23 protein-coding genes are annotated in these 25,833 nt (G+C 51.5%); 3 read left to right on the top strand and 20 right to left on the bottom strand.

Going from position 1 to position 25,833, the window contains the following annotated elements:
* Positions 1–29: 29 nt before the first annotated feature.
* From ACWGXF_RS17425 to glyQ, 16 genes are all read right to left on the bottom strand, one after another.
* Positions 30–2,018 carry a nucleoside-diphosphate sugar epimerase/dehydratase gene (locus ACWGXF_RS17425; protein ID WP_256628614.1) on the bottom strand — a complete coding sequence of 663 codons (1,989 nt, stop codon included), beginning with the start codon at positions 2,016–2,018 and terminating at the stop codon, positions 30–32.
* Positions 2,009–3,184 carry a DegT/DnrJ/EryC1/StrS family aminotransferase gene (locus ACWGXF_RS17420; RefSeq protein WP_256631281.1) on the bottom strand — a complete coding sequence of 392 codons (1,176 nt, stop codon included), beginning with the start codon at positions 3,182–3,184 and terminating at the stop codon, positions 2,009–2,011. The genes ACWGXF_RS17425 and ACWGXF_RS17420 overlap by 10 nt, the downstream gene beginning before the upstream one ends.
* The gene (locus ACWGXF_RS17415) at positions 3,171–4,187 is read right to left on the bottom strand and encodes an aromatic ring-hydroxylating oxygenase subunit alpha (RefSeq protein ID WP_452102205.1); all 1,017 of its coding nucleotides are present in this window, start codon (positions 4,185–4,187) and stop codon (positions 3,171–3,173) included. Before ACWGXF_RS17415 ends, ACWGXF_RS17420 begins: the two co-directional genes overlap by 14 nt.
* A gap of 1 nt (position 4,188) precedes the next feature.
* A complete protein-coding gene (locus tag ACWGXF_RS17410) occupies positions 4,189–4,821 on the bottom strand; it encodes an acetyltransferase (protein WP_256628616.1) in 633 nt (210 codons plus the stop codon).
* Complete coding sequence (locus ACWGXF_RS17405) at positions 4,821–5,585, bottom strand: SDR family NAD(P)-dependent oxidoreductase (protein ID WP_256628617.1); 765 nt, start codon at positions 5,583–5,585, stop codon at positions 4,821–4,823. Before ACWGXF_RS17405 ends, ACWGXF_RS17410 begins: the two co-directional genes overlap by 1 nt.
* Positions 5,582–6,643, bottom strand: a complete 1,062-nt coding sequence (locus ACWGXF_RS17400; protein WP_256628618.1) for a ketoacyl-ACP synthase III — start codon at positions 6,641–6,643, stop codon at positions 5,582–5,584. The genes ACWGXF_RS17405 and ACWGXF_RS17400 overlap by 4 nt, the downstream gene beginning before the upstream one ends.
* A gap of 2 nt (positions 6,644–6,645) precedes the next feature.
* Positions 6,646–6,873, bottom strand: coding sequence for an acyl carrier protein (locus ACWGXF_RS17395; RefSeq protein WP_256628619.1), 228 nt, complete (start codon positions 6,871–6,873; stop codon positions 6,646–6,648).
* Positions 6,874–6,886: 13 nt separating this feature from the next.
* On the bottom strand, positions 6,887–7,918 hold the full coding sequence (locus tag ACWGXF_RS17390) for a ketoacyl-ACP synthase III (protein ID WP_452102204.1): 1,032 nt from the start codon (positions 7,916–7,918) through the stop codon (positions 6,887–6,889).
* The gene (locus ACWGXF_RS17385; protein WP_256628620.1) at positions 7,915–8,523 is read right to left on the bottom strand and encodes a sugar transferase; all 609 of its coding nucleotides are present in this window, start codon (positions 8,521–8,523) and stop codon (positions 7,915–7,917) included. Before ACWGXF_RS17385 ends, ACWGXF_RS17390 begins: the two co-directional genes overlap by 4 nt.
* A 1-nt stretch (position 8,524) precedes the next feature.
* The gene (locus ACWGXF_RS17380) at positions 8,525–9,652 is read right to left on the bottom strand and encodes a glycosyltransferase family 4 protein (protein WP_256628621.1); all 1,128 of its coding nucleotides are present in this window, start codon (positions 9,650–9,652) and stop codon (positions 8,525–8,527) included.
* Position 9,653: 1 nt separating this feature from the next.
* Positions 9,654–10,604 (bottom strand): EpsG family protein, encoded by a 951-nt coding sequence (locus ACWGXF_RS17375; protein WP_452102203.1) that lies wholly within the window; start codon positions 10,602–10,604, stop codon positions 9,654–9,656.
* A 31-nt stretch (positions 10,605–10,635) separates the two neighbouring features.
* Positions 10,636–11,547 carry a glycosyltransferase family 2 protein gene (locus ACWGXF_RS17370; RefSeq protein ID WP_256628623.1) on the bottom strand — a complete coding sequence of 304 codons (912 nt, stop codon included), beginning with the start codon at positions 11,545–11,547 and terminating at the stop codon, positions 10,636–10,638.
* Complete coding sequence (locus ACWGXF_RS17365) at positions 11,532–13,034, bottom strand: oligosaccharide flippase family protein (protein ID WP_256628624.1); 1,503 nt, start codon at positions 13,032–13,034, stop codon at positions 11,532–11,534. The genes ACWGXF_RS17370 and ACWGXF_RS17365 overlap by 16 nt, the downstream gene beginning before the upstream one ends.
* Positions 13,035–13,051: 17 nt before the next feature.
* Positions 13,052–14,149: a DegT/DnrJ/EryC1/StrS family aminotransferase gene (locus tag ACWGXF_RS17360; RefSeq protein ID WP_256628625.1), complete on the bottom strand. Its 1,098-nt coding sequence runs from the start codon at positions 14,147–14,149 to the stop codon at positions 13,052–13,054.
* 1 nt (position 14,150) lies between these two features.
* Complete coding sequence (gene glyS / locus ACWGXF_RS17355) at positions 14,151–16,259, bottom strand: glycine--tRNA ligase subunit beta (protein WP_452102202.1); 2,109 nt, start codon at positions 16,257–16,259, stop codon at positions 14,151–14,153.
* A gap of 87 nt (positions 16,260–16,346) precedes the next feature.
* Positions 16,347–17,285, bottom strand: coding sequence for a glycine--tRNA ligase subunit alpha (gene glyQ / locus ACWGXF_RS17350; protein WP_003068041.1), 939 nt, complete (start codon positions 17,283–17,285; stop codon positions 16,347–16,349).
* A gap of 389 nt (positions 17,286–17,674) precedes the next feature.
* Here glyQ and ACWGXF_RS17345 point away from each other — a divergent pair, with 389 nt between their 5' ends.
* From ACWGXF_RS17345 to ACWGXF_RS17335, 3 genes are all read left to right on the top strand, one after another.
* Positions 17,675–18,799: an SPFH and helix-turn-helix domain-containing protein gene (locus ACWGXF_RS17345; RefSeq protein ID WP_256628627.1), complete on the top strand. Its 1,125-nt coding sequence runs from the start codon at positions 17,675–17,677 to the stop codon at positions 18,797–18,799.
* A 30-nt stretch (positions 18,800–18,829) separates the two neighbouring features.
* A complete protein-coding gene (locus tag ACWGXF_RS17340; protein WP_256628628.1) occupies positions 18,830–19,213 on the top strand; it encodes a bleomycin resistance protein in 384 nt (127 codons plus the stop codon).
* 85 nt (positions 19,214–19,298) lie between these two features.
* Positions 19,299–20,393: a TFIIB-type zinc ribbon-containing protein gene (locus ACWGXF_RS17335; RefSeq protein ID WP_256628629.1), complete on the top strand. Its 1,095-nt coding sequence runs from the start codon at positions 19,299–19,301 to the stop codon at positions 20,391–20,393.
* A gap of 106 nt (positions 20,394–20,499) precedes the next feature.
* Here ACWGXF_RS17335 and ACWGXF_RS17330 read toward each other — a convergent pair whose 3' ends face one another.
* From ACWGXF_RS17330 to ACWGXF_RS17315, 4 genes are all read right to left on the bottom strand, one after another.
* The gene (locus ACWGXF_RS17330) at positions 20,500–21,615 is read right to left on the bottom strand and encodes a TIGR03364 family FAD-dependent oxidoreductase (protein ID WP_256628631.1); all 1,116 of its coding nucleotides are present in this window, start codon (positions 21,613–21,615) and stop codon (positions 20,500–20,502) included.
* 97 nt (positions 21,616–21,712) lie between these two features.
* A complete protein-coding gene (locus ACWGXF_RS17325; protein ID WP_452102201.1) occupies positions 21,713–23,473 on the bottom strand; it encodes a putative 2-aminoethylphosphonate ABC transporter permease subunit in 1,761 nt (586 codons plus the stop codon).
* Between the two features lie 2 nt (positions 23,474–23,475).
* On the bottom strand, positions 23,476–24,552 hold the full coding sequence (locus tag ACWGXF_RS17320; RefSeq protein ID WP_452102200.1) for an ABC transporter ATP-binding protein: 1,077 nt from the start codon (positions 24,550–24,552) through the stop codon (positions 23,476–23,478).
* Positions 24,553–24,733: 181 nt separating this feature from the next.
* Positions 24,734–25,783, bottom strand: coding sequence for a putative 2-aminoethylphosphonate ABC transporter substrate-binding protein (locus ACWGXF_RS17315; RefSeq protein WP_256628634.1), 1,050 nt, complete (start codon positions 25,781–25,783; stop codon positions 24,734–24,736).
* Positions 25,784–25,833 lie beyond the last annotated feature (50 nt).

Genomic DNA, 25,833 nt, shown 5'->3' with positions numbered 1-25,833 from the left:
TCGGCATAGATTTTGCCGCAATACACGCATTACATTGTCAGCAGTTTGCGAGTTTTCGCACTTCCCTGACGTGCTTGTTCCAATTCATCAGGAGCGACATAGCCACTGACCAATTGCAACAGCTCTGCATGGATCGTCGCGTCATCTCCCAACTTGGCAGCGCGTCGTAGGACCAGCAAATGCGGCAACAACTCATTCCAGAACAGGAATTTCTCATGTGCCTTCATGATACGAGTATGTTCAGTGGTCTCGGGATTGTCGCCAATAAGCAACTCCTCGTAGAGCTTCTCACCAGGCCTTAATCCCACCACCTGAATCTCGATATCTCCCGACGCATGAGACCCATCCTTGACGGTCAAACCGGACAACTGAATCATCCTTCTAGCTAGGTCAATGATTTTCACGGGTTTGCCCATGTCGAGCACAAACACGTCGCCGCCATTGCCCATGGCTCCAGCCTGCAATACCAGCTGGGCAGCCTCGGGAATCGTCATGAAATAGCGGGTCACGCCAGCATGCGTGACCGTCAGCGGCCCTCCGTTACGTAGCTGACTACGAAACAACGGTACCACGCTGCCGCTGCTGCCCAACACATTGCCGAAGCGCACCATGCAAAAACAAGTGCGATTCTCTGTATGCCTGCCCGCAGACTCCTCATCAATAGGCGCGAAGTCCACGCTTGATGCCTCAGCCATGGCCTGCAACACCAGCTCCGCCATACGCTTGCTGGCACCCATGACATTGGTAGGCCGCACTGCCTTGTCAGTCGAGATGAGCACAAAGCGCTCTACGCTGCACTCCATGGCCACGCGCGCCACATTGAGCGTGCCGAAGACATTGTTCAAAATGCCTTCGGCCGGATTCTCCTGCACCAGAGGCACATGTTTATAAGCCGCAGCGTGATATACCGTGTGAGGTTTGCAATCCGCAAAAATGGCGCGCAGGCGACGCAGGTTCCGAATACTTCCCAGTCGCGGCAGCAATTGCACTGACAGGCCATGCTCCTTGCACAGCAGCTCCAGATTGTGGTGGATTGCGTAAAGCCCATATTCATTGTGCTCCACCAGCACCAGAGCCTGCGGACGTTCCAGAATGATCTGACGGCACAGCTCGCTGCCAATGCTCCCACCAGCCCCCGTCACCAGCACCACCTTGCCGGCCAGGTTCTTGGCCAACAGCTGTGGATCGGGTGCCACCGGATCGCGGCCCAGCAGATCCTCGATATCCAGTTCCTGGAAATCCGCCACCGTGACCTTGCCCGAGGCAAGATCCATCATGCCGGGCAGAGAGCGCACATGTACTGGCAGCAGTTGCAACTGGTCGATGATCTCCCGACGCCGCAAGCGGTTCAGGGAGGGGATGGCCAGCAAGATATCGGATATCTTGTGCTTTCCGATGAACTCAGCAACATCTTCGGGAGCAATGATCGGGACGCCGTTGATGGTTCGTCCGATCTTGCCTGGATCGTCGTCGACGAAGCCACGCACCGAAAACTCGCGCATCACATCCAGCGCTGATGCGGTCTGAACCCCCGCTTCCCCCGCACCGTAGATCAACAGGTGCTTTTTGGGGGTCGACTCACGCTCGGAATCATTCACCTCGGACAGCCAGTAGCGCGCCACAATACGCCAGCCCCCGGCCAATAACAGGAACAGAATCGGCTGGATCAAGCCGATGCTGCGCGGCACACCGTCCCAGCGCATCCACAGCAAAACTGCAAAAAAGAAGATGCCATAGATGAGAACGGAAACCGCGGTGGCCACCACTGCAGGCATACCAGCGTAGCGAAAGATGGCGCGGTATAAACCCATCCGAACAAAGACCGGCACAAAAAGCACGATCGCCAGACCATAGACATAGCCTTGATCGAACACCGGTGCTCCGACCTGATCAATGCGGAGATAGAACGCCAGCCAGACAGCCAAGACTGCCATGGATACATCCACCCCCAAAACCACCACTTGCTTCAACAAGCGTGGCAGCCTCAATAGGTGGTCGGCCAATGCATTCAACGACATGCTTTTTCCATAACCGTGTTGATCGCATCGCAGGTCTGTTGAATTTCCGCCTCTGTCAAGGTTGGGTGGACTAGGAACATCACGCTGGAATCGCCCAACTCTTTTGCGGAAGGCAAACGCTCTGCCGGTCTCCATCCCGTGGAATCAAAAGCTTTCTCCAAGTAGACCTCTGAGCATGAGCCTTGGTAGCAGGGAACGCCTAGAGCATTGATTTCCGAGACAATGCGGTCCCTGCTCCAGCCTTCTGCAAGCTGATTGGGTTCCACATATGCATAGCACTTGTAGTGCGCGTGAACGATAGTTTCAGGAATTTCAGGCACCCGTAATGCCGAGGATTTACGGCAGGCAGCGAGAATGCTCAGCGCATTTCGCGTACGCAATGCAGTCCACTCCGGCATGCGCTTGAGTTGAATACGGCCTATTACAGCCTGCATCTCCAACATGCGCCAATTTGTGCCAAAGCTCTCATGCAGCCAGCGGAAACCCGGTGCATGTTCACGCTCATACACTGCTGCATAACTCTTGCCATGATCCTTGAAGCTCCACATGGCTCGCCACAGGGCTTCGTCATTGGTAGTCACCATGCCGCCCTCGCCGCCCGTGGTCATGATCTTGTCCTGGCAAAAGCTCCAGGCTCCCACATGGCCAATGCTTCCCACGCTACGCCCCTTGTACCGAGCACCATGCGCCTGGGCACAGTCTTCGATGACCTTCAGCCCATGCTGCTCGGCCAGCTCCATGATCGGGTCCATGTCGCAGGGCCAGCCAGCCAAATGCACGCAAATGACAGCCCTGGTTCGTGGCGTCAGCACCTTAACAATGGTCGCGGCAGAAATATTGCCGCTATCGAGCTCCACATCAGCGAACACCGGAGTTGCCCCAGCATTCACTACGCATGAAATGCTGGCAATGAAAGTACGGGGCGTCACCACCACTTCATCTCCTGGGCCAATGCCCAGCGCCTTGAGCGCTACATCCAGTGCCAAAGTGCCATTAGCCAACGCTACGGCATAACGAGACTCCGCCCAACCTGCGAACTCTTGCTCAAACTCTCGACATTCTTGGCCTGTCCAATAGTTCACCTTATTGGACAACAGCACCTGCTGAACAACATTGGCCTCTTCAGTTGTAAAGCTAGGCCAAGGTGAAAATTTAGTATTCAGCATATTTTTTGCAAACTGATCTAAAATGATCAATCCGCTCCTCCATAATATTCGGATACTTCAAAGGTTCCATTGACCAGCTTGTAAGCGGTATATTTTTACACACATCATGATCCTCCTGGAATACCTTTCTATTCACAGATGCAGTGGATTCAAAAAAACCCTCTAAAACTTTAGAAAATTCTGGTTTTTTAATATTTGCAGAAAGCAATCTGCTATAAAAATATGTTTTTTCCCGATCACTCTTGTGAGGAAAAAAATTCTGCAATGAATAAGAATATCCAAATGTAGATGAAATCATAGAAAATGGATATATGAAAATATTCACATATCCAGGATGTTGATAATCAATATTAAAAAACTTATTCAATCCCAATAATTTTTTCTCAACTCCTTTATCTCCTACATTTGTTTTCCAAATTGAATTTACTCCGAAAAACTCATTAACACCCTCTTCCAGCTTCAATTTAGCGAGTGTTTCTCCATGCACCATAGAAATATGGTAAGGCTCTAATGCATTCTCTATAGCCAAAGGCCATGAGCACTCATACTCGTAATGACTAAAATCAATTCGCTCATTTAAATTAAATGAGATATTTTCTAAAATTTCTGCAACCGCTCCCAGTTGCTCATAAACATCCAGCTCAGGCTCAACACCAAAAAAAATAAAATCCCCAACCCACTCAATTTTAAAAAAACGTAAGCTAGCTTTATCAACTTTGCATTTTTTAAAAAAATCTCCAGAGGGTATTATCATCTCACCATATGCAAATGTCCATCCATGGTATGGACATGTTGCAGATTTTCTCCCGTGGGATTCTGAAAATATGAATGACCCCCGATGCGGACAAATATTATCAAAAACTACGATATTTCCATTATCGTTAAAAGCAACGACGTCACCGATAGGAGTCTTTATTTTCAAATAGTCATTATTATTTTCAACTTCTTTACGATGACAAAGCAGGTGCCAAAATTTTGAAAAAATCTTTTCATCAATGCTCATTTTACAACCTCTTCGCAGGCATGGTATAAACCGTCTGGCCATCCTTAATGCTGCGCATAACTGTGGCCCCCGCACCAATTTTGGCTCCATCACCTATTTTTAGACGCGGGATCACACATGCGCTGGTTCCAAAAAAGACATCAGCACCCACACGAACTCCGCCAGTAATATCAACATGAGCGCTTAACGTCGAAAAATTTCCGACAAATGCATCATGTCCAACACTTGACATGGAGTTAATATTAACGAAATTTCCAATTTCAGAATCAGCTGAAATGACAGCATAAGGAAAAATCACACTACCACAGCCTATTCTCGAAGTTTTTGCAACTATCGCAGTAGGATGAATTATTTTCAAAAAACGCTCATGAAAATTGACGAGCTTATCGAATAAATTGTGCTTTATATTCGGATCAGCCACTGCCATTATGAAATAATCTTCACTATTAGGAATAAAATCAGAAACAGGACCGAGATAATTTATCTTATAATCAAATTTCTCAAGAGATGGGCCAGTATCATCAATGTAAAAATCGATTCTCAACAAATCTCCGAAAACATCCACAAAATCAAAAAAACTAAGAATTTCACGCGCCAATCCACCTGCGCCAACGAGAATGATGCGTTTTTCCATTAGCGCACCTTGTACCCGCCGTCAACGACTAATGTGGTTCCAGTAATCCAACGACCAGCATCGCTGAGCAGAAAAATGGCGGAATTCGCCACGTCTTCAACATGGCCAAATCCCAGCAAATGAGACTTTTCATAAGCAGTTGTCGCTTCATCTCCACTGCCTTTGACAAGACGATCATGCATCGCAGTCATAACTGCGCCGGCTGCAATAGAGTTAACACGAACTCCTCGACTAGAAAACTCGCAGGCCATAGATCGTACAAGCCCGTCAATACCTGCTTTTGCAGCACTGTATACGCTCATACCGTTCTGACCGGTGGTACCGGCGACCGAGGACATAAAAACAAGCGAACCATTATCATTCAGCGCCCTTTTGCTACTCAATACACGACAAATTCCAAAGGCAGCAAACAAGCTACTTTCAAAAACTTTATCGATATGAGTCTGTTTTAGCATTTTTGCAGGTCGAATAAACTCGATCCCAGCACAATGAAAAACGCCATCCAAAGGGCCCACTTCATTAATTAGTGAACTCAGCCAATCATATGTCGTATCCGCTGACTCCAAATCAGCAATTTTCATGCAGTGCCCTTGCCCATGCAGCTCTGACAAACACGCATTCAAGCGCGACTCATCGCGCCCGCCAAGGATAAGCTGAGCACCACATTGAGACATCAAAACAGCTGATGTGCGACCAATGCCCGAAGATGCACCAGTGACCAAATATTTTTTGCCGGCTAGGCAATCTTTGCTAAAGATATTCATATGTTTATTGTCCTAATGCATTTCAAAGGTCCTACATCTATCGATGCCCCTCCCCAGGAGTAGCCAACACCAAAGCCGAACATACCTATTTTTAGTTTTTTGGACTTCAAAACCTCTGCGAGCTCCGACGTCATCAAGAGAGGAATGGATGCACAGCTGGTATTCCCAAACTTATCAATATTTATTGGCGCCTTTTCCTGAGGAATTTTCGACTTCTTCACCAGATGCTTGACCATAAACATATTGGCCTGATGAAATAAGAAATAACCATAATCCTCTATCGAGGAATCAGAGAACCGCAAGGTTTCCTCGACTAGCTTAGGAACTGACTTTAAGGTAAAGTTAAAGATCTCACCTCCATCCATGAAAAGACAGGATGAATTTTTATCTTTTAACCGGCTATCCGATTCTTCCACGCCAGTACGAAAGGCGCCGCTTGGAACATTCAGGTGCGAAGCACCGCTCCCATCTGTTCCTAAAACAAAAAAAGCGCTGCCATCGTCGCTTTTTTGTATCGCAGTCATCGTTCCAGCATCACCAAACAGCAATGCAGTCGAACGATCACTTGGATCAACGATTTTGCTAATCGTATCTCCTACCGCCAATAGAACTCGTCTTGCAGCCCCGGTTTGAACCATCGTCATCCCCAACCACAGCGCATAGGGATAGCCGGAGCAGCCGAGATTTACATCGAAAGCTATCGTAGCCTTGGACAGCTGCAGCTTGGCCTGTAGACAACAGGCTGATGCTGGCAAGCGAAAATCTGGAGTCTGAGAAACAAAAAGAATTGCGTCAATTGTTTCAGGCTCCCACTTCAACTCACTCAATAATTGCTTTCCAGCTGCAGCACACAAGTCCAGTGTAGTTGTCTTTTCATCGACCCAATGGCGCTTCTCGACACCAATCATCTTGACAACATCGTGCACCGCGGAATCTCCAAACTGTGAAAAGAATTCACTGTTCAAGATTTCTCGTGAAGGCAAGCAGCTCACAACACCAACAATCTCTGCGCCAGATGTTTGAATCTGACGGCCAATAACTGCAGCTGGACCGGACATAGTTATCCCTTTGCAGCAGCAATGAGCTGTTCAATGTCAGATACCGTCTTACATTCCATCAATGCCTTTCCCTCCAACATAACATTAAAGCAGTCATCGACCAGCGCAATAGTCGAAACAATTGCCAAGGAATCCCAAGCAGCCTCACCAGAATGCAATTCAAAAGTTGGGGAAATTTTCACCTCTTCAACTTCCAAAATTTCGGCCATACCGTTATAAAAATCGCTCATCATTCACTCCTAGTTAAAAATCAACCAAACAGCCTGCCCAAGAATAACCTACACCAAAGCCCAGAAGCATTATTTTTTTGCCCGATTTAATCAATTTATTTTTTTTCATCTCAAACAATGCAATTGGAATTGTTGAAGATACAGTATTTCCATACTCCTCAACAAATATCGGCATCTTCTCTACATCTATTTTCATTTTTTTTCGCAATGCATCAAGCATGAATTTATTAGCTTGATGCAACACAAAAAAGTCAATTTCTTCAGCGGAAATTTTTGCCTTATCCAATAAATTAGATGCCGCTTTAGGCACCTCCTTCAAAGAAAAAGTCATAACCTCTGCACCATTCATATAGAGATTATCTATACTCCGTGTATTTCCAGATGGGTCGCTGATCTCAACACCGGTTACATCAGACTTGGATAGCCTTGCAGCGCCGGCCTCAACAATCAAATTTTTTGCGCCACGACCATCAGTGCCAAATACGAAAGGTCCGATAAAAGGCTTAGTCCTATTTACATCCTCCTCAGCGACAATAACGGTAGCTGCCGCAGCGTCCCCAAAAAGTGTGCGAACACTCTTATCCAGCGGATGAATGTATTTTGAATATGTATCTGCAGTTAAAAGCAGAACACATTTTGCCAACCCTGTTTCTATCAACCCTTTTGCCAGCGAGAGACCATAAACAAAACCTGAGCAACCCAAATTTACATCAAGTGCCCCTATATTTTTATTTAGACCCAATCTCTCTTGCAGAAGACATGCCGTCGTCGGTAAAAAATAATCTGGAGCTTGAGTGCAGAGAATTAAAAAATCTACATCTCCAGGTTTTGTCGACGTATTATCAAAGATATTTTTAGCAGCTCCATATGCAAGATCGCCGGCTGTTTGGCCTTCGTCGGCTATAGGTCTGGATTTTATTCCAGTTTTTTCAAAAATCTTATTTTCCGACCAATCAGGGTAAATATCCGACAACTCTTTATTTGTGAGTTTATTTTCTGGTGTAAAAATGGAAATTTCTTTAATGCGAGAATAAATATTTATCATTTATTTTCCTCATTTTTCTTGCTTCCAGTAAATTCACTCATAGTAGCATTCCCTTCAGATGAGATTCCATCTCGGATAAGTACTTTTTTTATGGTAAGCCATAATATTTTCACGTCAAGGAATGAACTTCGGTTGTCAACATACCAAACATCAAGAGCGAATTTTTCATCCCAGCCAATATTATTTCGACCATTGACTTGAGCCCACCCAGTTATACCAGGCTTCACCTCATGTCTACGAGCCTGCTCTTTTGAGTACAAGGGTAAGTATTGCATCAAAAGCGGCCTAGGCCCCACTAAACTCATTTCACCCTTCAAAACATTCCATAATTCTGGTAATTCATCCAAGCTACTAGAGCGAAGAAAATTCCCGAAAGATGTCATTCTTTGAGCATCCGGCAAAGGCACTCCACTCGAATCATAAGACTCTCTCATTGTTCGGAATTTTATCATCTCGAACTGCTGACCGTCTTTACCCGCTCTTTTCTGTTTAAAAAACACAGGGGCCCCTAAGTTAATTCTAACCAAGACACCCAGAATAATTAGTATGACTCCAACAGGTATCAGAACTATCAAAATCAGCAATATTTCAAAAAATCGCTTCATATTATTTACTCAAAATAATGCTTAGTAGCTTTTCATTTTTTTTCTTGACGTCGAATTTATCTTTCGCCATATTATGGCTTTCCAAGCTCATAGTAAAAATTAAATCAGTGTCTTCAATAAACCTAGTCATGGCATCGGCCAATTTTACATGGTCCTTGGAAGGAATCAAGTATCCATTTAATCCATCAATCACTGTTTCGCGACACCCAGGCACATCCGTTGTGATAATTGCACGTCCCGATGCCATCGCTTCCTGAGTGCTCAAGGGCACACCCTCCCGGTAAGAGGGCAGCACAAAGACGCTGCTTTGCTGCATCCATGGAGCTACAGAGACATGCCCATGCCATTCAACGCATCCTTCTTTAGCCCAAGCGTCTACGTCTTCTTTTGAGATAGACCCGGGATTATCATCCTGGCCTCCAAGCAAAATGAATCTGCATTTCGGATATTTCTCTTTCACTAGCTTTGCTGCGGCAACATATTCTCTAATCCCTTTTTCCTTCAACAAGCGAGAAACCATTAAAAATGTGACAGGTTCTATTTTAGGAGTAGAGTATCTCCAGGTATCCAGATCAACTCCAATTCCCCCAAGAAGAAAAGTCTTCCGGGGATCTACAATTCCTTGGTTAGAGAATTCATTGATATCATCAGGATTCAAGAAAATAACTTTATCTGTCAATGACAAAGAAAATTTATATAAATTTTTCACTATGAATTTCAGAAATAATCTTATTATTCCATTTTTATTATCGGAGGATTCAGTAAAAACAAATCCTAATCCTTCGATCATGGAATAGCGTCGTGGGACTTTTGCTAGCCACGCGGCCGTTATCCCAAAAACAACTGGTTTTATGAAATATGAAAATGCAATATCAATTTTTAATTTTTTTAATTTCCAATAAATTTGGATAGTTGATATTAAATCCTCGAATGGATTCATACCCGCTCGGTTCATTCTGATATCAACAGGTGTTGCCCCCAGAGAGCAGATTTTGTTTTTTATTTCTTCATTAAAATCCGGAGCCAATGCAAAAACATCCAGGCCATTTCGGTGCAAGTCTACTATCAAATGGCTTCTAAAATTCACCAATGAATTAGCATGACTTGTAATGATTGCTATTTTCATCATTTCAAATTATTTGGTTATAGCTTAAAAAAATCAACACTGAAATAGGCGATGAAAATAAGAAAATTATATTAATTGCATTCTTTCGAAAGCGAAAAAAATCAATCATGATAAATGGCAAAATCAACCATGCTGCCAACGCAAATCTATCGCTATAAGGAATATTAGTAAATAAAAAATAAATAGAAGAAAGAATTATGTAATTTTTCATCAAAAATTCACTGCTTTTTGAGAACTTCTTGAAAAAAAACAAATACAAAATCATCGGTGCAGATATCGCCAAGAGAAAAATCAATTTGAACCCATTTTCATAATCTGATGAATTCAAACCACTGAAATAGTTCAAATAATATTCATCGATTCCAAAATTCGACAGCACCATCGAAATCAATGAAACTACATATTCTTGCAGATTAAGAAATGACATGATTACAGAAAGAATAAAAATAAAAACCAGAGGCTTGAATCCAAGCTGACTAAACTTAATACTTAAAATATAGACAAATGAGACATAATGAAAAAGCATTGCAAAAAACGCCATCAAATATGCACATTTTTTTTCACCAACAAGAAATCTATCAAATGCATAAACGACAAAAAAGAAGGCCATTCCCTGACGCAGAACATTTAAAGAGACAGAATAAAAAAAAGGAAATGACAACCAAATAATCGCCAAAAAATAATAGTTTTTAAATAAATCACTTCTCCTGAAAAACGGACCTGAAAACCCAATAAACTGAATAAAAAATATTATCGAAAGAAATACTGAAGGTGAGCTAATTATAAGTGAGCAGAATTTGGTAAAAAAGTAGAATCCCGGCTCCAATCTTGCCTGATCAGCATGCTGAATTTCTTGATGCAAATTAATAAAATAATTAATATAATTTTCAGTATCCGTGCCAACATCCACCCCTCTATTTCCGCATATAAATGCCAGAACAATAACGAAAATCACATAAAAACATTTATCTAATCGCATAATAAAATTAGATTTTAAACTCCGATGGCAATTTAGAAAAATTATAGAAATTTATGATTTCAAAAATAAAATCAATTCTAGGAATTCTCATTGACTTCAGAAGAACTTTCAATGATTTTGTAAAAAACCATTTTTTCGATTTTAAGTCAGCCAACATTAGAACAAACGCTCTTGCCGCTATTTCTGATTTAAACTCAGGAAACCTTTTTATTGCTTCTAACTGACAATTACAAAAAAGCTCTCTAATTTTGTAATTTGCAGATGCCCCACCCGACATTCCATGTGCATGTACTCTGTAAGCACCTAAAACTTCAGGCATCACGATGCCGTAACCATCTCCAATCACGTCAACGGCGATGAGCCAATCTAACGCAGCAAAATCTTTATATCTCAATGAAAAATTTTCTTTACGGTACATCATGGAACTATGGGAACCAACAGTTCCATAGAGCATGAGATCTCGCCTTGAAAACTTTCTATCTATAAATGGTGATTTAACATCGGGATGAGGTACTTTTATATTTCTTTCTGCGTTAAAAAACATCATACGATGCCATACTATATTTAATGATGGATCGCTATCGAATCTATCTACCTGCAATTGGAGCTTAGACGGCAGCAAGAAGTCATCTCCATCAACATGAGCAATATATTCTCCGACAGCTTTGGAATGCGCATCCATGTAATTATGGACTGAACCAATGTTCTCTTTCCTGAATATTGGTTTAATTATTTTCGGGTATTTTTTTTGAAAATCAACAATTATTTCTCTTGTTTTATCCTGAGAAAAATCATCAGCAACAATAACTTCAAAAGAAAAATTCACTTCTTGTTTGACCACACTATCCAAACATTCATAAATGAATTTCTCATGATTAAACGTCACGATGCAAATTGATAGTTTTATTTTTTGAGGCACAAGATATTTCCTATTTTTGCAATGAAATATGCAGATGAAATTACCGATACAACAAGAACAGAAATTCCAATAATGAATAGCTCAAAAATCAAATACCATCTACCTTCAGAAAATCTCATGAAGTAAAAAATAAAAAGCGCCACGCTAGATGACCCAGCCAATATAGGTAGTATGTCAATCAAAATCCAATTGGCATGGAGATTTTTAAAGAATTTATGATGTACTTTTGGAACCCAAAATAAAAAATAGATCAGATTCGATAAGCACCAAACCCAACCTGCACCAATTGCACCAAAATAATATGAAAATGCAATTATTAATGGGATTAGGAAAGAAACAAATATCACATTTCCTAGTAGATGAAGTTTCAAGTCGCCTTTAGCATATTGCAAGTAATATGGGAAGGCGGTTAATGCCAAAATCCCATTACCTAAAGCATATAAGGAAAGAACTTGATAAGCATTTTCCGCAATATTTTTATCCCCTGTCCAGGCCAAGAGTACTTGTTTTGAAAAAATAGTGAGAACTACTGCAATGGATAGTGCACCAACACATACCAATTGCGTCATTTTTCTGTAAACACTCAGGAACTCATCCTCTTTAGACTGAGTTGCTAAAACAGTCAAGCGAGACATCAATACAGAGCTCACAGGAGTACTTGCTACCAGTACTCCGCTAGCCGCTAAAACGGCTACTGTAAAAACTCCATAATCACTTAACGTCAGCACTTTCGAAAGTATCAACTTATCAGATTGAGTAATGATGATCCAAACACTGCTGGTGAATGCAATTGAGGAAGAGAATCTGACAACATCACGCAATGAAGAAACATCGAAAAAAAATCGCTTCTCACAATTTCTCTTAGGCATTTCTCTGTAGCTTTTAAACAGCAAAAACAACATTTCAATAAATGCTATTATTAACTGATAAGAAAAGAAAATAAATGGTGACCCCCCAAGTAATAAAATAACAGGAAGCACAGCTACAAATTTCAAGGAAGCTATTAATATATTAAACCAACCGAGCCATGAAATTTTTTCAAATCCACTTACAACTCCTTTGTAGAGCCCGCTCATCCATCGAAAAACAATTGCTCCGCCCATCAAAACGATGGCTTCATTCACATCATAAACATTTAAAGAATTTATTTTCAACCATTTAGAAGAAATGAAATCAGAAAATAAATAAACTAAAAAAAACCCAACCAAACCGATAAAAAGAAAAACAACTTCCAAAGTTCTTAGCAATGCCCATATTTTTCTTTTTTCAACTCCCCCCCCTCGAAATTTAGCAGTTTCACGAGCCATCGTCGGAGTCAGTCCCATATCCAAGAGCTGAAACCACATTTGCAACATTGCGAAGAACCCAATCAACCCATAAATTTCAGCCCCCATATACGAGATATATACTGGGACCATTAAAATACCAATAATAGCCACATATATTTGGCTTATATAGCTAACAATTATATTTTTTTTTAACGACACAAAATGTCCAAATTAATTCAGAACTCGATAAGGTTAATTATCTTATCTTGGATATCTGATTCAAGATTTGAATAAATAGGTAAGCACAATATTTTTCTTGAAATGCATGAAGCCTGAATATAATCACTACCACACTCTTTTCTATAGAATTCGAAATCACTAATCAATGGGGAGAAATATTTTCTAGCGTTGATATTATTGCTTTTCAGCTTCGAATGAAGTTCATCTCTACTCATTCGATAGTTATCCTCAACAAGGATAGGAAAATATGAAAAATTACTTTCCCAACCTACCAAAAAATCAACGCAATTGATTCCATTGACTTTATTCAAGCGCGTCTTGTATCTTTCACTAATCAATCTTCTCTTTTCTATTTCTTTATCTACTTTTGATAGCTGCAACATCCCAAATGCAGCATTGACTTCACTCATCTTCCCATTAAGCCCTGCATGTACGAGTGAGCTTTCATTTATAAATCCAAAATTCTTAAGTTGATCAATGCAATCTTTCGTCGCTTTATCATGCGATACGATAGCACCGCCTTCGAAAGTATTAAAAACTTTTGTAGCATGAAAACTTAGAATGGAGAGATCCCCATAATTTAAAACACTATTACCACTAATTTTCTTCACGCCAAAAGCATGGGCAGCATCATAAATAACTTTCAATCCATACCTTGAAGCCAGATTTTCGAGCGCATCAACATCGCATGGGTTTCCGTAACAATGCACTGGTAATATTGCAGAAGTTCTCTCTGTAATGGCCGCTTCAATTTTTAATGGATCTATATTTAGAGTTTCTTTATCAACATCCACAAACACAGGTTTGAGATTATTCCAAACGATGGCATTGGCCGTTGCCACAAATGAGTATGGTGTGGTAATTACTTCGCCCTTCAAATTCAAAGCCTGAAGTGCTGTCACTAATGCAGATGTTCCATTATTAAATAGAGATATATATTTAACCCCTAAATAAGAACATAAGGCCTCTTCCAGTTTCTTATGAAAATCACCACCGTTTGTCAGAACCTTGCTCTCCCATATTCTCTCCAAATAAGGAATGAACTCCTCCAGAGGAGGTAAAGAGGGTTGCGTCACATATATTTCTTTTTTCATTTCAGATCCAAGACAAATCTGCAACTTTGTTCATAGATTGGTGCAGTGAAAGCAATAGGTTTAGTCTGTTTTCTCTGCATTTCAGATTCTCTGTATTCACCATCACATGCTCAAAGAAGGCATCGACAGGCTCACGCAATGCTGCCAGTGTTTGCAGGCTGGCGGTGTAATCACCTGCTGCAAACTGTTGCTGGGCTTTGGGCGCCACCTGCTGCAGCACTGTATACAGGTCTCTTTCAGCCTGCTCCACCAGCAGCGCTTCGTTCACCTGGGGCTGAACGTCGGTTTCGGCCTTCTTCAGGATATTGCCCACACGCTTGTTGGCAGCAGCCAGGGCAGCAGCCTCGGGCAGGGTCGCAAAGGCGCGCACGGCTTCCAGGCGCTTTTGCACGTCGGACAGGCGCTGGGGTTGCAGGGCCAGCACGGCCTCCACTTCCTGGGCGCTGTAGCCTTGTTCGCGGAACATATTGGCCAGGCGGTCGTAGATGAATTCGACCAGCTGGGGCGTGGCGTCCTGGATCTTGTCGCCAAAGGCGGGCAAGGTGCTGACCAGCAGGGTTTCCAGATCCAGCTCCAGATCCTTTTCGACCAGCATGCGGATCACGCCCAGTGCATGACGACGCAGGGCGAAGGGGTCGCGGTCGCCGGTGGGAAGGTTGCCGATGCCGAACATGCCGACCAGGGTTTCGAGCTTGTCGGCCAGGGCCACGATGACGCCGACATCGCCGCGCGGCAGTTCGTCGCCGGCAAAGCGGGGCTTGTAGTGGTCTTCGATGGCATCGGCCACGGCCACATCCAGGCCGTCGTTCTGGGCATAGTAGCGGCCCATGATGCCTTGCAGCTCGGGAAACTCGCCCACCATGTCGGTGACCAGATCGGTCTTGGCCAGCATGGCAGCCTGATCGGCCAGACGGCCCAGCTCGGAGTTGCCCAGCTGCTGGGCAATGCTCTTGGCGATGGCGCGTACGCGCGCGATGCGCTCGCCCTGGGTGCCCAGCTTGTTGTGATAGACCACCTTGTCCAGTTGCTCTACGCGGCTGGCCAGGGTCTTCTTGCGGTCCTGGTCGAAGAAGAACTTGGCGTCGGCCAGACGGGGGCGCACCACACGTTCGTTGCCGCCGACCACGGCCGACGCGTCCTGGGGCTGGATGTTGCTGACGATCAGGAATTGATGAGTCAGCTTGCCATTGGCGTCCAGCAGCGGGAAGTACTTCTGGTTGGCCTTCATGGTCAGGATCAGGCATTCCTGGGGCACGGCCAGGAATTCCTTCTCGAATTCGCAGACCAGCACATTGGGGCGCTCGACTAGGGCCGTCACCTCGTCCAGCAGGGCCGGGTCGTCGATGGGGCGCACGTCGCCGCCAATGCGTTCGGCAGCCGCCTGCAGTTGGCGGGCGATATCGGCACGGCGCTCGGTAAAGCTGGCGATCACGGCGCCCTCTTCACGCAGTTGCTCGGCATAGCTGTCGGCGTTCTGGATAACCACGGGGTCCACAGCGGCTTCAAAGCGGTGACCATGCGTGGCAGCGCCGGCGGTCAGGCCCAGGGCCTTCACGCCGATCAGCACCTGGGTGCCATGCATCACGACCAGGCCGTGGGCCGGGCGCACAAAGTGCACGCTGGTCCAGCCGTCCTGCAACTGGTAGCGCATGACCTTGGGGATGGGCAACTTGGCCAGCGCTTCGTCCAGCGCCTTTTGCACGCCATCGGTCAGCAGCACGCCCTTGGCCGTGGATTCGTAGAACAGGGCTTCGGCCTTGCCTTCGCCCTGGCGCTTCAGAGCGGCCACTGCGGATTCGTCGGCCCCCAGGGCCGCCAGTTTCTTGAGCAGTGCCGCCGTGGGCTTGCCTTCGGCATCCAGCGCCACCGAGACAGGCATCAGCTTTTGCGAGACAGCCTTGTCTTCGGCCTGGGGCAGCACTTCGGTGATGTGCACGGCCAGACGGCGGGGCGACGCGTAGGCCGTCAGGCGCGACTCGGTCGATGCCAGCAGTCCCTGGGCCTTGAGCTGCTCGAAGATGACAGCGGCAAAAGCATCGCCGAGCTTTTGCAGTGCCTTGGGCGGCAGCTCTTCGACAAACAGTTCAACCAGTAGATTCGATGCGTTCATGATGATCTTGATAGCCGCCAGCGCTTGCTAGATCCAGGCTGGCCGCTGAAATTTTGGGATATGGGTCGAAATGAAGCCTGAAGCCGCTTATGCGGCTTTCTTGGCTGCCTGCTCTGCGGCCTTGGCCAGCTCGGCCAGCACCTCGTCGGCATGGGCCTTGGGCGCCATGGGGAAGCCCAGGCGCGCGCGGCTGTCCAGATAGCTCTTGCCCACGGCGCGGGCCAGGTTGCGGATACGGCCGATATAGGCAGCGCGCTCGGTCACCGAGATGGCGCCACGGGCGTCCAGCAGGTTGAAGGTGTGGGCGGCTTTGAGCACCTGCTCATAGGCGGGCAGCGCCAGCTGGGCGTCGATCAGCTGATTGGCCGTGCCTTCGTGGGCCGCAAAGGCGCTGAACAGGAACTCTGCATTCGAATGCTCGAAGTTGTAGGTGGACTGCTCCACTTCGTTCTGGTGGAACACGTCGCCGTAGGACAGGCCGTCGGTATAGACCAGGTCGTACACCGACTCCTTGCCCTGCAGATACATGGCCAGACGTTCCAGGCCGTAGGTGATTTCGCCGGTGGCGGGCTTGCAGTCGATGCCGGCGACCTGCTGGAAATAGGTGAACTGGGTCACTTCCATACCGTTGAGCCAGACTTCCCAGCCCAGGCCCCAGGCGCCCAGCGTGGGGTTTTCCCAGTCGTCCTCGACAAAGCGGATGTCGTTCTTCTTCAGATCGAAGCCCAGGGCTTCGAGCGAGCCGAGGTACAGCTCGAGAATATTGTCGGGAGCGGGCTTGAGCACGACCTGGAACTGGTAGTAGTGCTGCAGGCGGTTGGGGTTCTCGCCGTAGCGACCGTCCTTGGGACGACGGCTGGGCTGCACATAGGCGGCCTTCCAGGGCTCGGGGCCGATGGCGCGCAGAAAGGTCGCGGTGTGCGAAGTGCCGGCGCCGACTTCCATGTCATAGGGCTGGAGCAATGCACAGCCCTGTTCGGCCCAGTAGGACTGCAGTTTCAGAATGATTTGTTGGAAGGTCAGCATGACTTGTATACGTTCGCGCGTCAGCAATCACTGGCGATTGCGGGCGGCATCTTCATTAAGAGGTGTTCTGGGCGGTATCGACCGCATAAGCGGTAGATTCTAAGTCTGTGCCACTGATCACGGGCGTAGTCTGTCTGCGCAGCCCCACAGCGGGCATTTTCACGAAACGGCCCAGCCAGTGATTTCAAAATGTGAAAAGCAAAACGCTAGCACTTACCACCCATGAATAGACAGTTTCAGCATCAATAGACCATGAAACCATTGGATAACGAGCGCAGTGCGCTCACTTTTTAACAATTTCCGCGCAACTGCCATGCATCCCGGAACCGGCTGCTGCGGTTTGCCTCCTAGAATGATTCCTTTCCCGTCATCCTCATTCGGAGCACGTCATGGATTTCATGAAAATCATCACCAAGCAACTGATCGAAATCATCGAATGGACCGATGATTCGCGCGACACGCTGTCGTATCGCTGGCCCGATGAAGACAAGGAAATCAAGAACGGCGCCCAACTCATCGTGCGTGAGTCGCAGCAGGTGCAGTTCGTCTCCGAAGGCCAGTTCGCAGACCTGTTCAACCCGGGCCGCCACCTGCTGACCACGCAGAACATCCCGGTTCTGTCCACGCTGCGCGGCTGGAAGTACGGCTTCAACTCGCCCTTCAAGTGCGATGTCTACTACATCAACACGCGCTTGTTCACCGGCAACAAATGGGGCACCTCCAACCCCATCATGATGCGCGACAAGGACTTTGGCGTGATCCGTCTGCGCGCCTTCGGTACCTATGACTTCCGCATCACCAACGCCGCCCTGTTCCTCAAGGAAGTGGCGGGCACGGACCAGAACTTCCGCATCGACGAGTTTGCCGACACCATGCGCTCGCGCATCGTCAGCATCTTCTCCGAGGCACTGGCCAAGGCTCAGGTGCCGGCACTCGATGTGGCCCAGCGCTACAGCGAGCTGGGCGACGCGCTGCTGCAGCTCATCAACCCGGCCGTCAGCGAGAAATACGGCCTGGAAATCACCAGCTTCCTGCTGGAGAACGTTTCCGTGCCGCCCGAAGTGGAGCAGGCCATCGACAAGCGCTCCAGCATGGGCGCCATCGGCAACCTCAACGACTATGTGAAGTACCAGATGGGCCAGGCCATGGCCAATGGCGGCGAAGGCGCTGCGGCGGCCACCATTCCGGCCACCATGGCCATGGGCTTCGGCATGGCTCAGGAAATGATGAAGGGCATGCAAGGCGGTGGCGCTGCAGGCGCCCCGGCCGCAGCTGTGGCAGACCCCTTCTCGCCGGCCGCAGCCCAAGCCGCCCAGACGCCTGCCGCCCAGACGCCTGCCGCCCCGGCCGCCGCCGGCCTGCAGGTGCTGACTCCCGCCCAGGCGGCCCAGGTGCTGGGCGTGGCCGAGGCCGATGTGATGGCCGAAATCCAGGCCGGCAACCTCAAGGCCCGCCAGATCGGCAGCCAGTGGCGCATCGCCCAGGCTGCGCTGGACGAGTTCCTGCGCGGCTGATCCGCAATCCATGGCATCGGGGTGCACGTCATGAATGAACACAAACCGGTTTTCATCAGCACCACTCCGGTGCTGGCATCGCTGGACATGGCGCGCACCGTGGCTTTCTACGCCCGCGTGCTGGGCGCCAGAACCATTTACGCCCAGCCCGGCGAGTACGCCATCGTCTCGCTGGGCGGCCTGGAGCTGCATTTCTGGGCCTGCCAGGACCCGGAGATTCCCAGGCAGACCAGCTGCCGCATCCAGGTGGCGGGAATTGCCGCCCTTCATGCGCAATGCCTGGCCGAGAATGCGGTTCACCCCAATGGCGGTCTGCGCCAGCAGCCCTGGGGCACCCAGGAATTCAGTCTTCTCGACGAGGATGGCAACTGCGTGACCTTCTACGAAACCCATCCCGCCGCTGTTGCCGCCTGAACCCGTTTTTGCCGTGGCCACACCTGCTTCTTCTCGCTCTTCCGGTTCTTCATTCACCCCTGTCTCCGAGACGGCGCCCCCTTCCATGGTGGGCAAGCATGTCTGCCCCGAATGCGGCGGCAATCTGGAGTGGAATGCCAAGGCCCAGTCGCTCAGATGTCCATACTGCGGCACCGTCGTTCCCTGGAGCGAGCAGACGCAGCCCGAGCTGGGACGCGCCGTCGTGGAGCAGGATCTGGCCGATGCCTTGCGCAACCCGGCCAGCGGTCGCGGCTGGGGATCGGACGAGCGCTATGAGGTGCAGTGCCAGAACTGCCGCGCCATCTCGGTGTTTCTCGGCAAGAACGTGGCCCAGCGCTGCGACTTCTGCGGCTCGCCGGCCATCGTCGCCCATGAGGAGCGCAGCGACGCCATCACGCCGCAGAGCATTCTGCCGTTCAAGATCAGCGACGGACAGATTCGCGACAAGATCCGCCAGTGGTATGGCAGCCGCTGGTTTGCGCCCAGCAAGCTCAAGAGCGCCGCGCTGACGGACACCCTGCACGGCGTCTATCTGCCTTACTGGACCTTTGACGCCCATGCCAGCGCGCAGTGGTGGGCAGAGGCCGGCTATTACTACTACACCACCGAGTCCTATCGCGACGGCAACGGCAATCTGCAGACCCGCCAGGTCCAGCATGTGCGCTGGGAGCCGGCATCGGGCAGCTTGCAGCATTTCTTCGACGATGAGCTGGTGCCGGGCACCGTGGGCGTGCACGCCCATCTGCTGCGCCAGGTGGAGCCCTTCCCGACCACTACCGACCTCAAGCCCTACAGCCCGGAGTTCGTGCGAGGCTGGACAGTGGAGCGCTACCAGGTGGACCTATCCAATGCCGCCAGAATCAACGAAGAAGACATGGACAGCCAGCTGCGCAGCATGTGCTCGCGCGAGGTTCCTGGAGACACTCAGCGCAATCTGCAGGTCCAGCGCCAATACTCGGGCCGCAGCTTCAAGCACACGCTGGTGCCGGTCTGGCTGGTCGGCTACACCTATGGCAGCAAGACCTACCAGATCGTGGCCAATGGCTATACCGGTCAGATTGCGGGCGAGCGGCCTTACAGCTGGGTCAAGATCCTATTTGCCGTACTGGCCGCCATCCTGCTCGTCATGCTGATTGCGCCGCTGTTCGTGCAGCAGTGATGCTCATTCTTTGATAGCTACTTACACTTGATAGATAAAGATTCTGAATTCATTTTCTTGAAATTCAAGAACCTACAAGCGCCAGCAGCTATTCAATCCGTAGCAGCTACCAGGCCTTCCACACTTCTTCGGCCAGACCAAACGCCGTGCTCGCGCCCGAGCCGCTGGTCACTGCCACCACACGTGTCGCGGCATCGGGCGCTTTGACAAAACAAGGGGCTTCGGCACTGGAGGGGTAGATGCCCGTCCAGCGCTCCACAACCTGGGCCTTGTCGATATGCAGCGCCTCGTGCATATGCCGCAGCATGAGCTGGTCGACAGCTTCGCTGGCAAAAGGCTGGGGCGCGCTGCCGTAGTGGTGCGAATCGCCGACCACCAGCGAACCATCGGCGCTTTGCACGGCGATCAGGTGGATGCCGTGCTTCAGGCTGTCGGCCTCCTCGCGCTCCAGCTCGGCGCGCAATGCTGCGGCTTCGGGCAGCGCGCTATAGCCCTCGTAGCGCACCAGGCTCAGATCCCCCATGACCGATCCTTCGAGCTTGAAGCCCGCTTGCGGCTTGACGCGCAGCATCTGCAACTGGCACAGCTGCACTTTGTTGTCAGTCCATTCGCCTGCAAACAGCCCACCTGGATCGGCGTTGTTGCAGACCACCACACGTTCGGCGTGATAGCGGCCACGCGAGGTGGTCACGCGCGGCGTTGCCACCTCCGTCACGCTTTCGCCAAAGCGAAAATCCACTCCCAGATCCTGCTGCAACCACAGGGCCAGTTGCGGGATGGCGGTGCGCGACTCCACGCGCAGCTCATGCGGACTGTAGAGCACGGACTGCAGCCCGTCGGTGCGCAGCGCCGGGTGGCGCGCCGCGGCCTGGGCTGGCGTCAGCAGTTCACAACCTGCGCCCATTTCGGTGTGCATAAAGGCTTCAAGCACTGCAGCGGCAGCAGGACGGCGAGCCGTCAGCCACAGGCCGGCATGCAGGACATCTATACCGGCCTTGGGGGCAATCTCTGCCCAGACATCGCGTGAGCGCATGGCGCGCTGCCAATGGGCACCGGCGCGCTGGCCGGTGATGGTGACAAAGCCGAAGTTGCGAATCGATGCCCCCAGGCAGGCGCCGTCGCGCTCTATCACCAGCACAGAGCGGCCGCGCGTGGCAGCGGTATAGGCATGGGCCAGGCCGACAATGCCGGCGCCGACGACGATCAGATCGTAATTTTTCATAGCGTTACAGAAAAAGCAGACAAGCCAAGTCCCTGCCGCAGCGCCAAGGCGATGCAGCAAGAGACGTTCGGAGAATCAAGTGATGTGGAGAAAGTCCTCAGCGCTGGCGCCAGTGCTGGGTACGCCGCTGCAGCCAGGCATCCAGCAGCGCAATCAGCAGGCGACCGGCGGCCGCAGTCGCGAAGATCAGCGTGGCCATGGCGGCGGCGGGAGCGATATCGCCCGCGTCATCCATGGCCAGCACGGCCACCGAGGCCAATGTGGTTTCGGGCGAGTACAAGAAGACCACGGCCGACACCGTAGTCATGGCATTCACGAAGAAGTAGCCCGCCACCTGCATCACCGCAGGCAGGCACACGGGCAGGTGCACGCGCCACAGCAGCGTCCAGAACGGCAGGCCCATGGAATCGGCCACGCGTTCGTATTCGGCATCCAGTTGCTGCAAGGCGGTGAGCTGGGTGATGTGCGCCACCGAGAAAAAATGCGCGACCGTGCACAGCACCAGAATGCCCATGGACCCGTACAGAAAGTGCAGCGGATTGCCGCCCGCATTGAAGAACAGGATATAGCCCAGACCCAGCGCCAGCCCGGGCACCGCCATGGGCAGCGTGGCCACCGCGTGCAGCCACTGGCGCGCGCGGCCCCAACCCGTGGGCTTGGCCACCAGATACGCGCTCAGAAAGCTCAGCAGCGCGCCTGTCGCCGCCGTGGCCACGGCCATGGTCAGCGAGTTGGCGTAACTGGCCCAGCCGCCACCATCCATCAGGTCGAACTGGTAGTTCCTGAAGGTCAGCGTCAGGTTATAGGGCCAGAAGCTGACCAGGGATGCCAGCACGGCCACGCCCATCACCGCCAGCAGCGCCAAAGCCATCAGGCTGCAATACACCAGCAGCGCACGGTCGAGCGGCGCACAGGGCTGCGGCACCAGAGGCACGGCCCGCACGCTCATGGCAGCGGCCTGCCGGGCACGCAAATGGCGCTCGGCCGCAAAGGCCAGGCCCGCAGGCACCAGCAGCAGCATGGCCACCACGGCACCCATGGACAGGTTCTGCTGGCCAATCACCTGCTTGTAGATATCGGTGGCCAGCATCTGCGTGTTGCTGCCAATCACCTTGGGCACGCCAAAGTCGGTGACCACCAGGACGAACACCACAATCCAGGCAATCATCAGCCCATAGCGGCTGGCTGGCAGCGTGACCTGGCAGAAGCTGCGCCAGCGCCCCGCGCCCAGCGTGGCGGCGGCCTCATACAGGCGCGCATCGCCCGAGGCCAGCGTGGTGCACAGAATCATCAGCGCATGCGGAAACGTCCACAGCACCGAGCCGAGAATGATGCCAAACGGGCCGTAGGCCGTGCCGCCCAGCAGCCAGCTCTTGAGCAGACCCTGGGCGCCAAACAGATAGATCAGGCTGATGGCCATGAGCAGCGACGGCGCCAGCAGAGGCACCAGGGCGATGGCGCGAAAGAACCTGGCCAGCGGCATGCAGCTGCGCATCACGCCATAAGCATAGCCATAGGCCAGGGCCACACACAAGGTGCTGCTGAAGGCAGACAGCCACAGGCTGTTGAACAGCGACTGGCCTACGCCCGGCGTGCGTGCATAGGCGAGGTACTGGGCCAGGCCCGAGAACTTGCCATCGGCCGACACAAAGCTGTGGCCCAGCAGCGCCCCCACGGGCAGTGCAATGGCCACCAGCAGCGCGCCCAGCAGGCCCAGCACCGACAGGCCCAGCCACAGCTTTTCCCAATCGAAAAAACGCGTTTGCCGCGGCGCCGCAGGGCCGGTGCCTTGCTGCCGACGTGATTCCGCTGCGGGCGCATAGCTCCCCACGGGCAGCGCGGAAGAAGAGGCATCCATGCTTATGCCGCCTTTCGCAAAATCTCTGGCGCTGCCAGCGACTGCAGCGCGGCAGCCGGCAACTCCAGCAACACCTCGCCCTGCAGCCAGTCGGGCAGACGCGCGTCATGGCGCAGCGGCCATTGCACATCGATCTGGCATTGCAGCGTGGGGCTGAACACGCGCACCAGGACCAGCGAGCCCAGGAACGAGGTCTCGACCACCCGCGCGCGAAACAGATTGGGCAGTGCTGCGGGCTGGGCCGGGTGCAGCACCACGCTTTCGGGCCTCACACCTACCAGCAAGGCATCACCGTCCTCAAAGCCGGCAGTGCTGCATTCAAGCCGTCCCTCGCCCACGCGCACCGCGTCGCCCGACTCGGCCACGGCGGGCAGCAAATTCATGCGGCCCACAAAACCGGCCGCAAAGTGGCTGACCGGCTTGGCGTAAAGCTGCTCGGGCGAGCCCTGCTGCTCGATACGGCCCTGGTGCATCAGCACCACGCGGTCGGCCATGGAGAGCGCTTCTTCCTGGTCGTGCGTGACCATCACGCAGGCAATGCCCAACTGGCGCTGCAACTGGCGGATTTCGCTGCGCAGCTCGGTGCGCACCTGGGCATCGAGCGCGGACAGCGGCTCGTCCAGCAACAGCAGACGCGGGCGTGGCGCCAGTGCGCGGGCCAGCGCAATGCGCTGCTGCTGGCCACCCGACAATTGCGCCGGATAGCGATGCGCCTGCGCACCCAGACCTACCAGAGCCAGCATCTCCTGCACCCGGGCCTGCACTTGCGCCGCAGGCTGGCCCCTGAGACCAAACGCCACATTCTGGGCCGCCGTCAGGTTAGGAAACAGTGCGTAGCTCTGGAACACCACGCCAAAGCCTCGGCGCGCGGCGGGCCAGCGCGTGATGTCCTCGCCCTGAAACAGAGTGCGGCCCGCGTCGGCCTGCTCGATGCCGCACAGAATGCGCAGCAGCGTGGTCTTGCCGCAGCCCGAAGGGCCCAGCAGGCTGACGAACTCGCCGCCCTCCACCAACAGGCCAATGTCGCGCAGCACCGGGGTGTCTTTGTACTGCTTGGCGATATGTTCTATGCGCAGCATCTGCAATCACTTTCAACGTGCAAAAAAATTCCAAGGACCTGCTGCGTAGAACTGGCGCTGACCCAGCTCAGAACTGCCGAACAAGGGCCGCCCCGCAGCGAGGGCAGTGCCCCCCTCCGGCGCGCAGCGCCAGAGAGGGGGAAGCGGCGGCGCCGCCCAGACAAAGCCGCTCAGGGGGTGATTACTTTTTTTCCGCCTTGGCTTCGTAGCGGCGGCTCCATTCGGAAAGAATGCGATCGCGATTGGCCGCAGCCCAGTTGAAATCGTTTCTGGCCAGGCGCTTTTCCAGATCGGCCGGAATGAACTCGTGCTTTTCCTGGGCCTCGGGAAGGGCCAGCACGGCAAAGTTGGCGGCGTAGAGCTTGTTGGCGTCAGGCGTCACCGCCCAGTCGGCCAGGGCCTTGGCCGCGTCCTGCTTTTTGCTGGTCTTCAGAATGGCCGTGGCTTCCACATCCCAGCCCAGGCCTTCCCTGGGGAAGACGATGTCGATGGGCGCACCATCCTTCTTGGTCTTGTTGGCCCGGTATTCAAAGCTCAGGCCCACGGGGAACTCGCCCGCGCCGGCCTGGCGGCAGGGCTTGGAGCCGCTGTGCGTGTAGATGCCGATGTTCTGGTGCAGCGCATCCATATAGGCCCAGCCCTTGTCCTCGCCCATCATCTGCAGCCAGGCGGCCACCATCAGATAGCCCGTGCCGCTGGACGCCGGGTGGGGCATGGTGATCGAGCCCTTGAATTCGGGCCTGGTCAGGTCGGCCCAGCTGGCAGGCGTGGGCAGCTTGCGCTTTCCGCCTTCCACGGTGTTGAAGCAGACGGCGGACGACCACAGATCCATGCCCACCCAGGTCGGCGTGGCTGCCGGATCGCGCATGGTGGAGCGCACCTTGGCCAGGTTTCTGGGCGCATAGGGCTGCAGCATGCCTTGCTTGTCCAGCAGCATCAGCGAAGTGGCGGCCACGCCCCAGATCACATCGGCCTGGGGATTGGCCTTTTCGGCCAGCAGACGGGCGGTGATGATGCCCGTGCTGTCGCGCACGAACTTCAGCTCGATGTCGGGATGGGCTTTTTCAAAAGCCGCTTTGTAGGCCTTGATCTGATCGGCCTCCAGGGCCGAATACACCAGCAGATCGGTCCTGGCGTGGGCCGCGGATGCCAGGCCCAGCAAGGCCGTGGCAACCGTGGAAAAGGCGATCAAGGTGAAGCGGCGAGTGGCGGGTGCAAAAGCGTGGCGCATGGATGACAGTCCCTTGGATTGATCGTTGCCGCCCGACCAACGCGGCCGTT

The organism is Comamonas sp. HJ-2 (genome assembly GCF_053615495.1).
The sequence above is the reverse complement of the archived record's forward strand: the minus strand, read 5'-3'. Positions and strand labels throughout refer to the sequence as shown.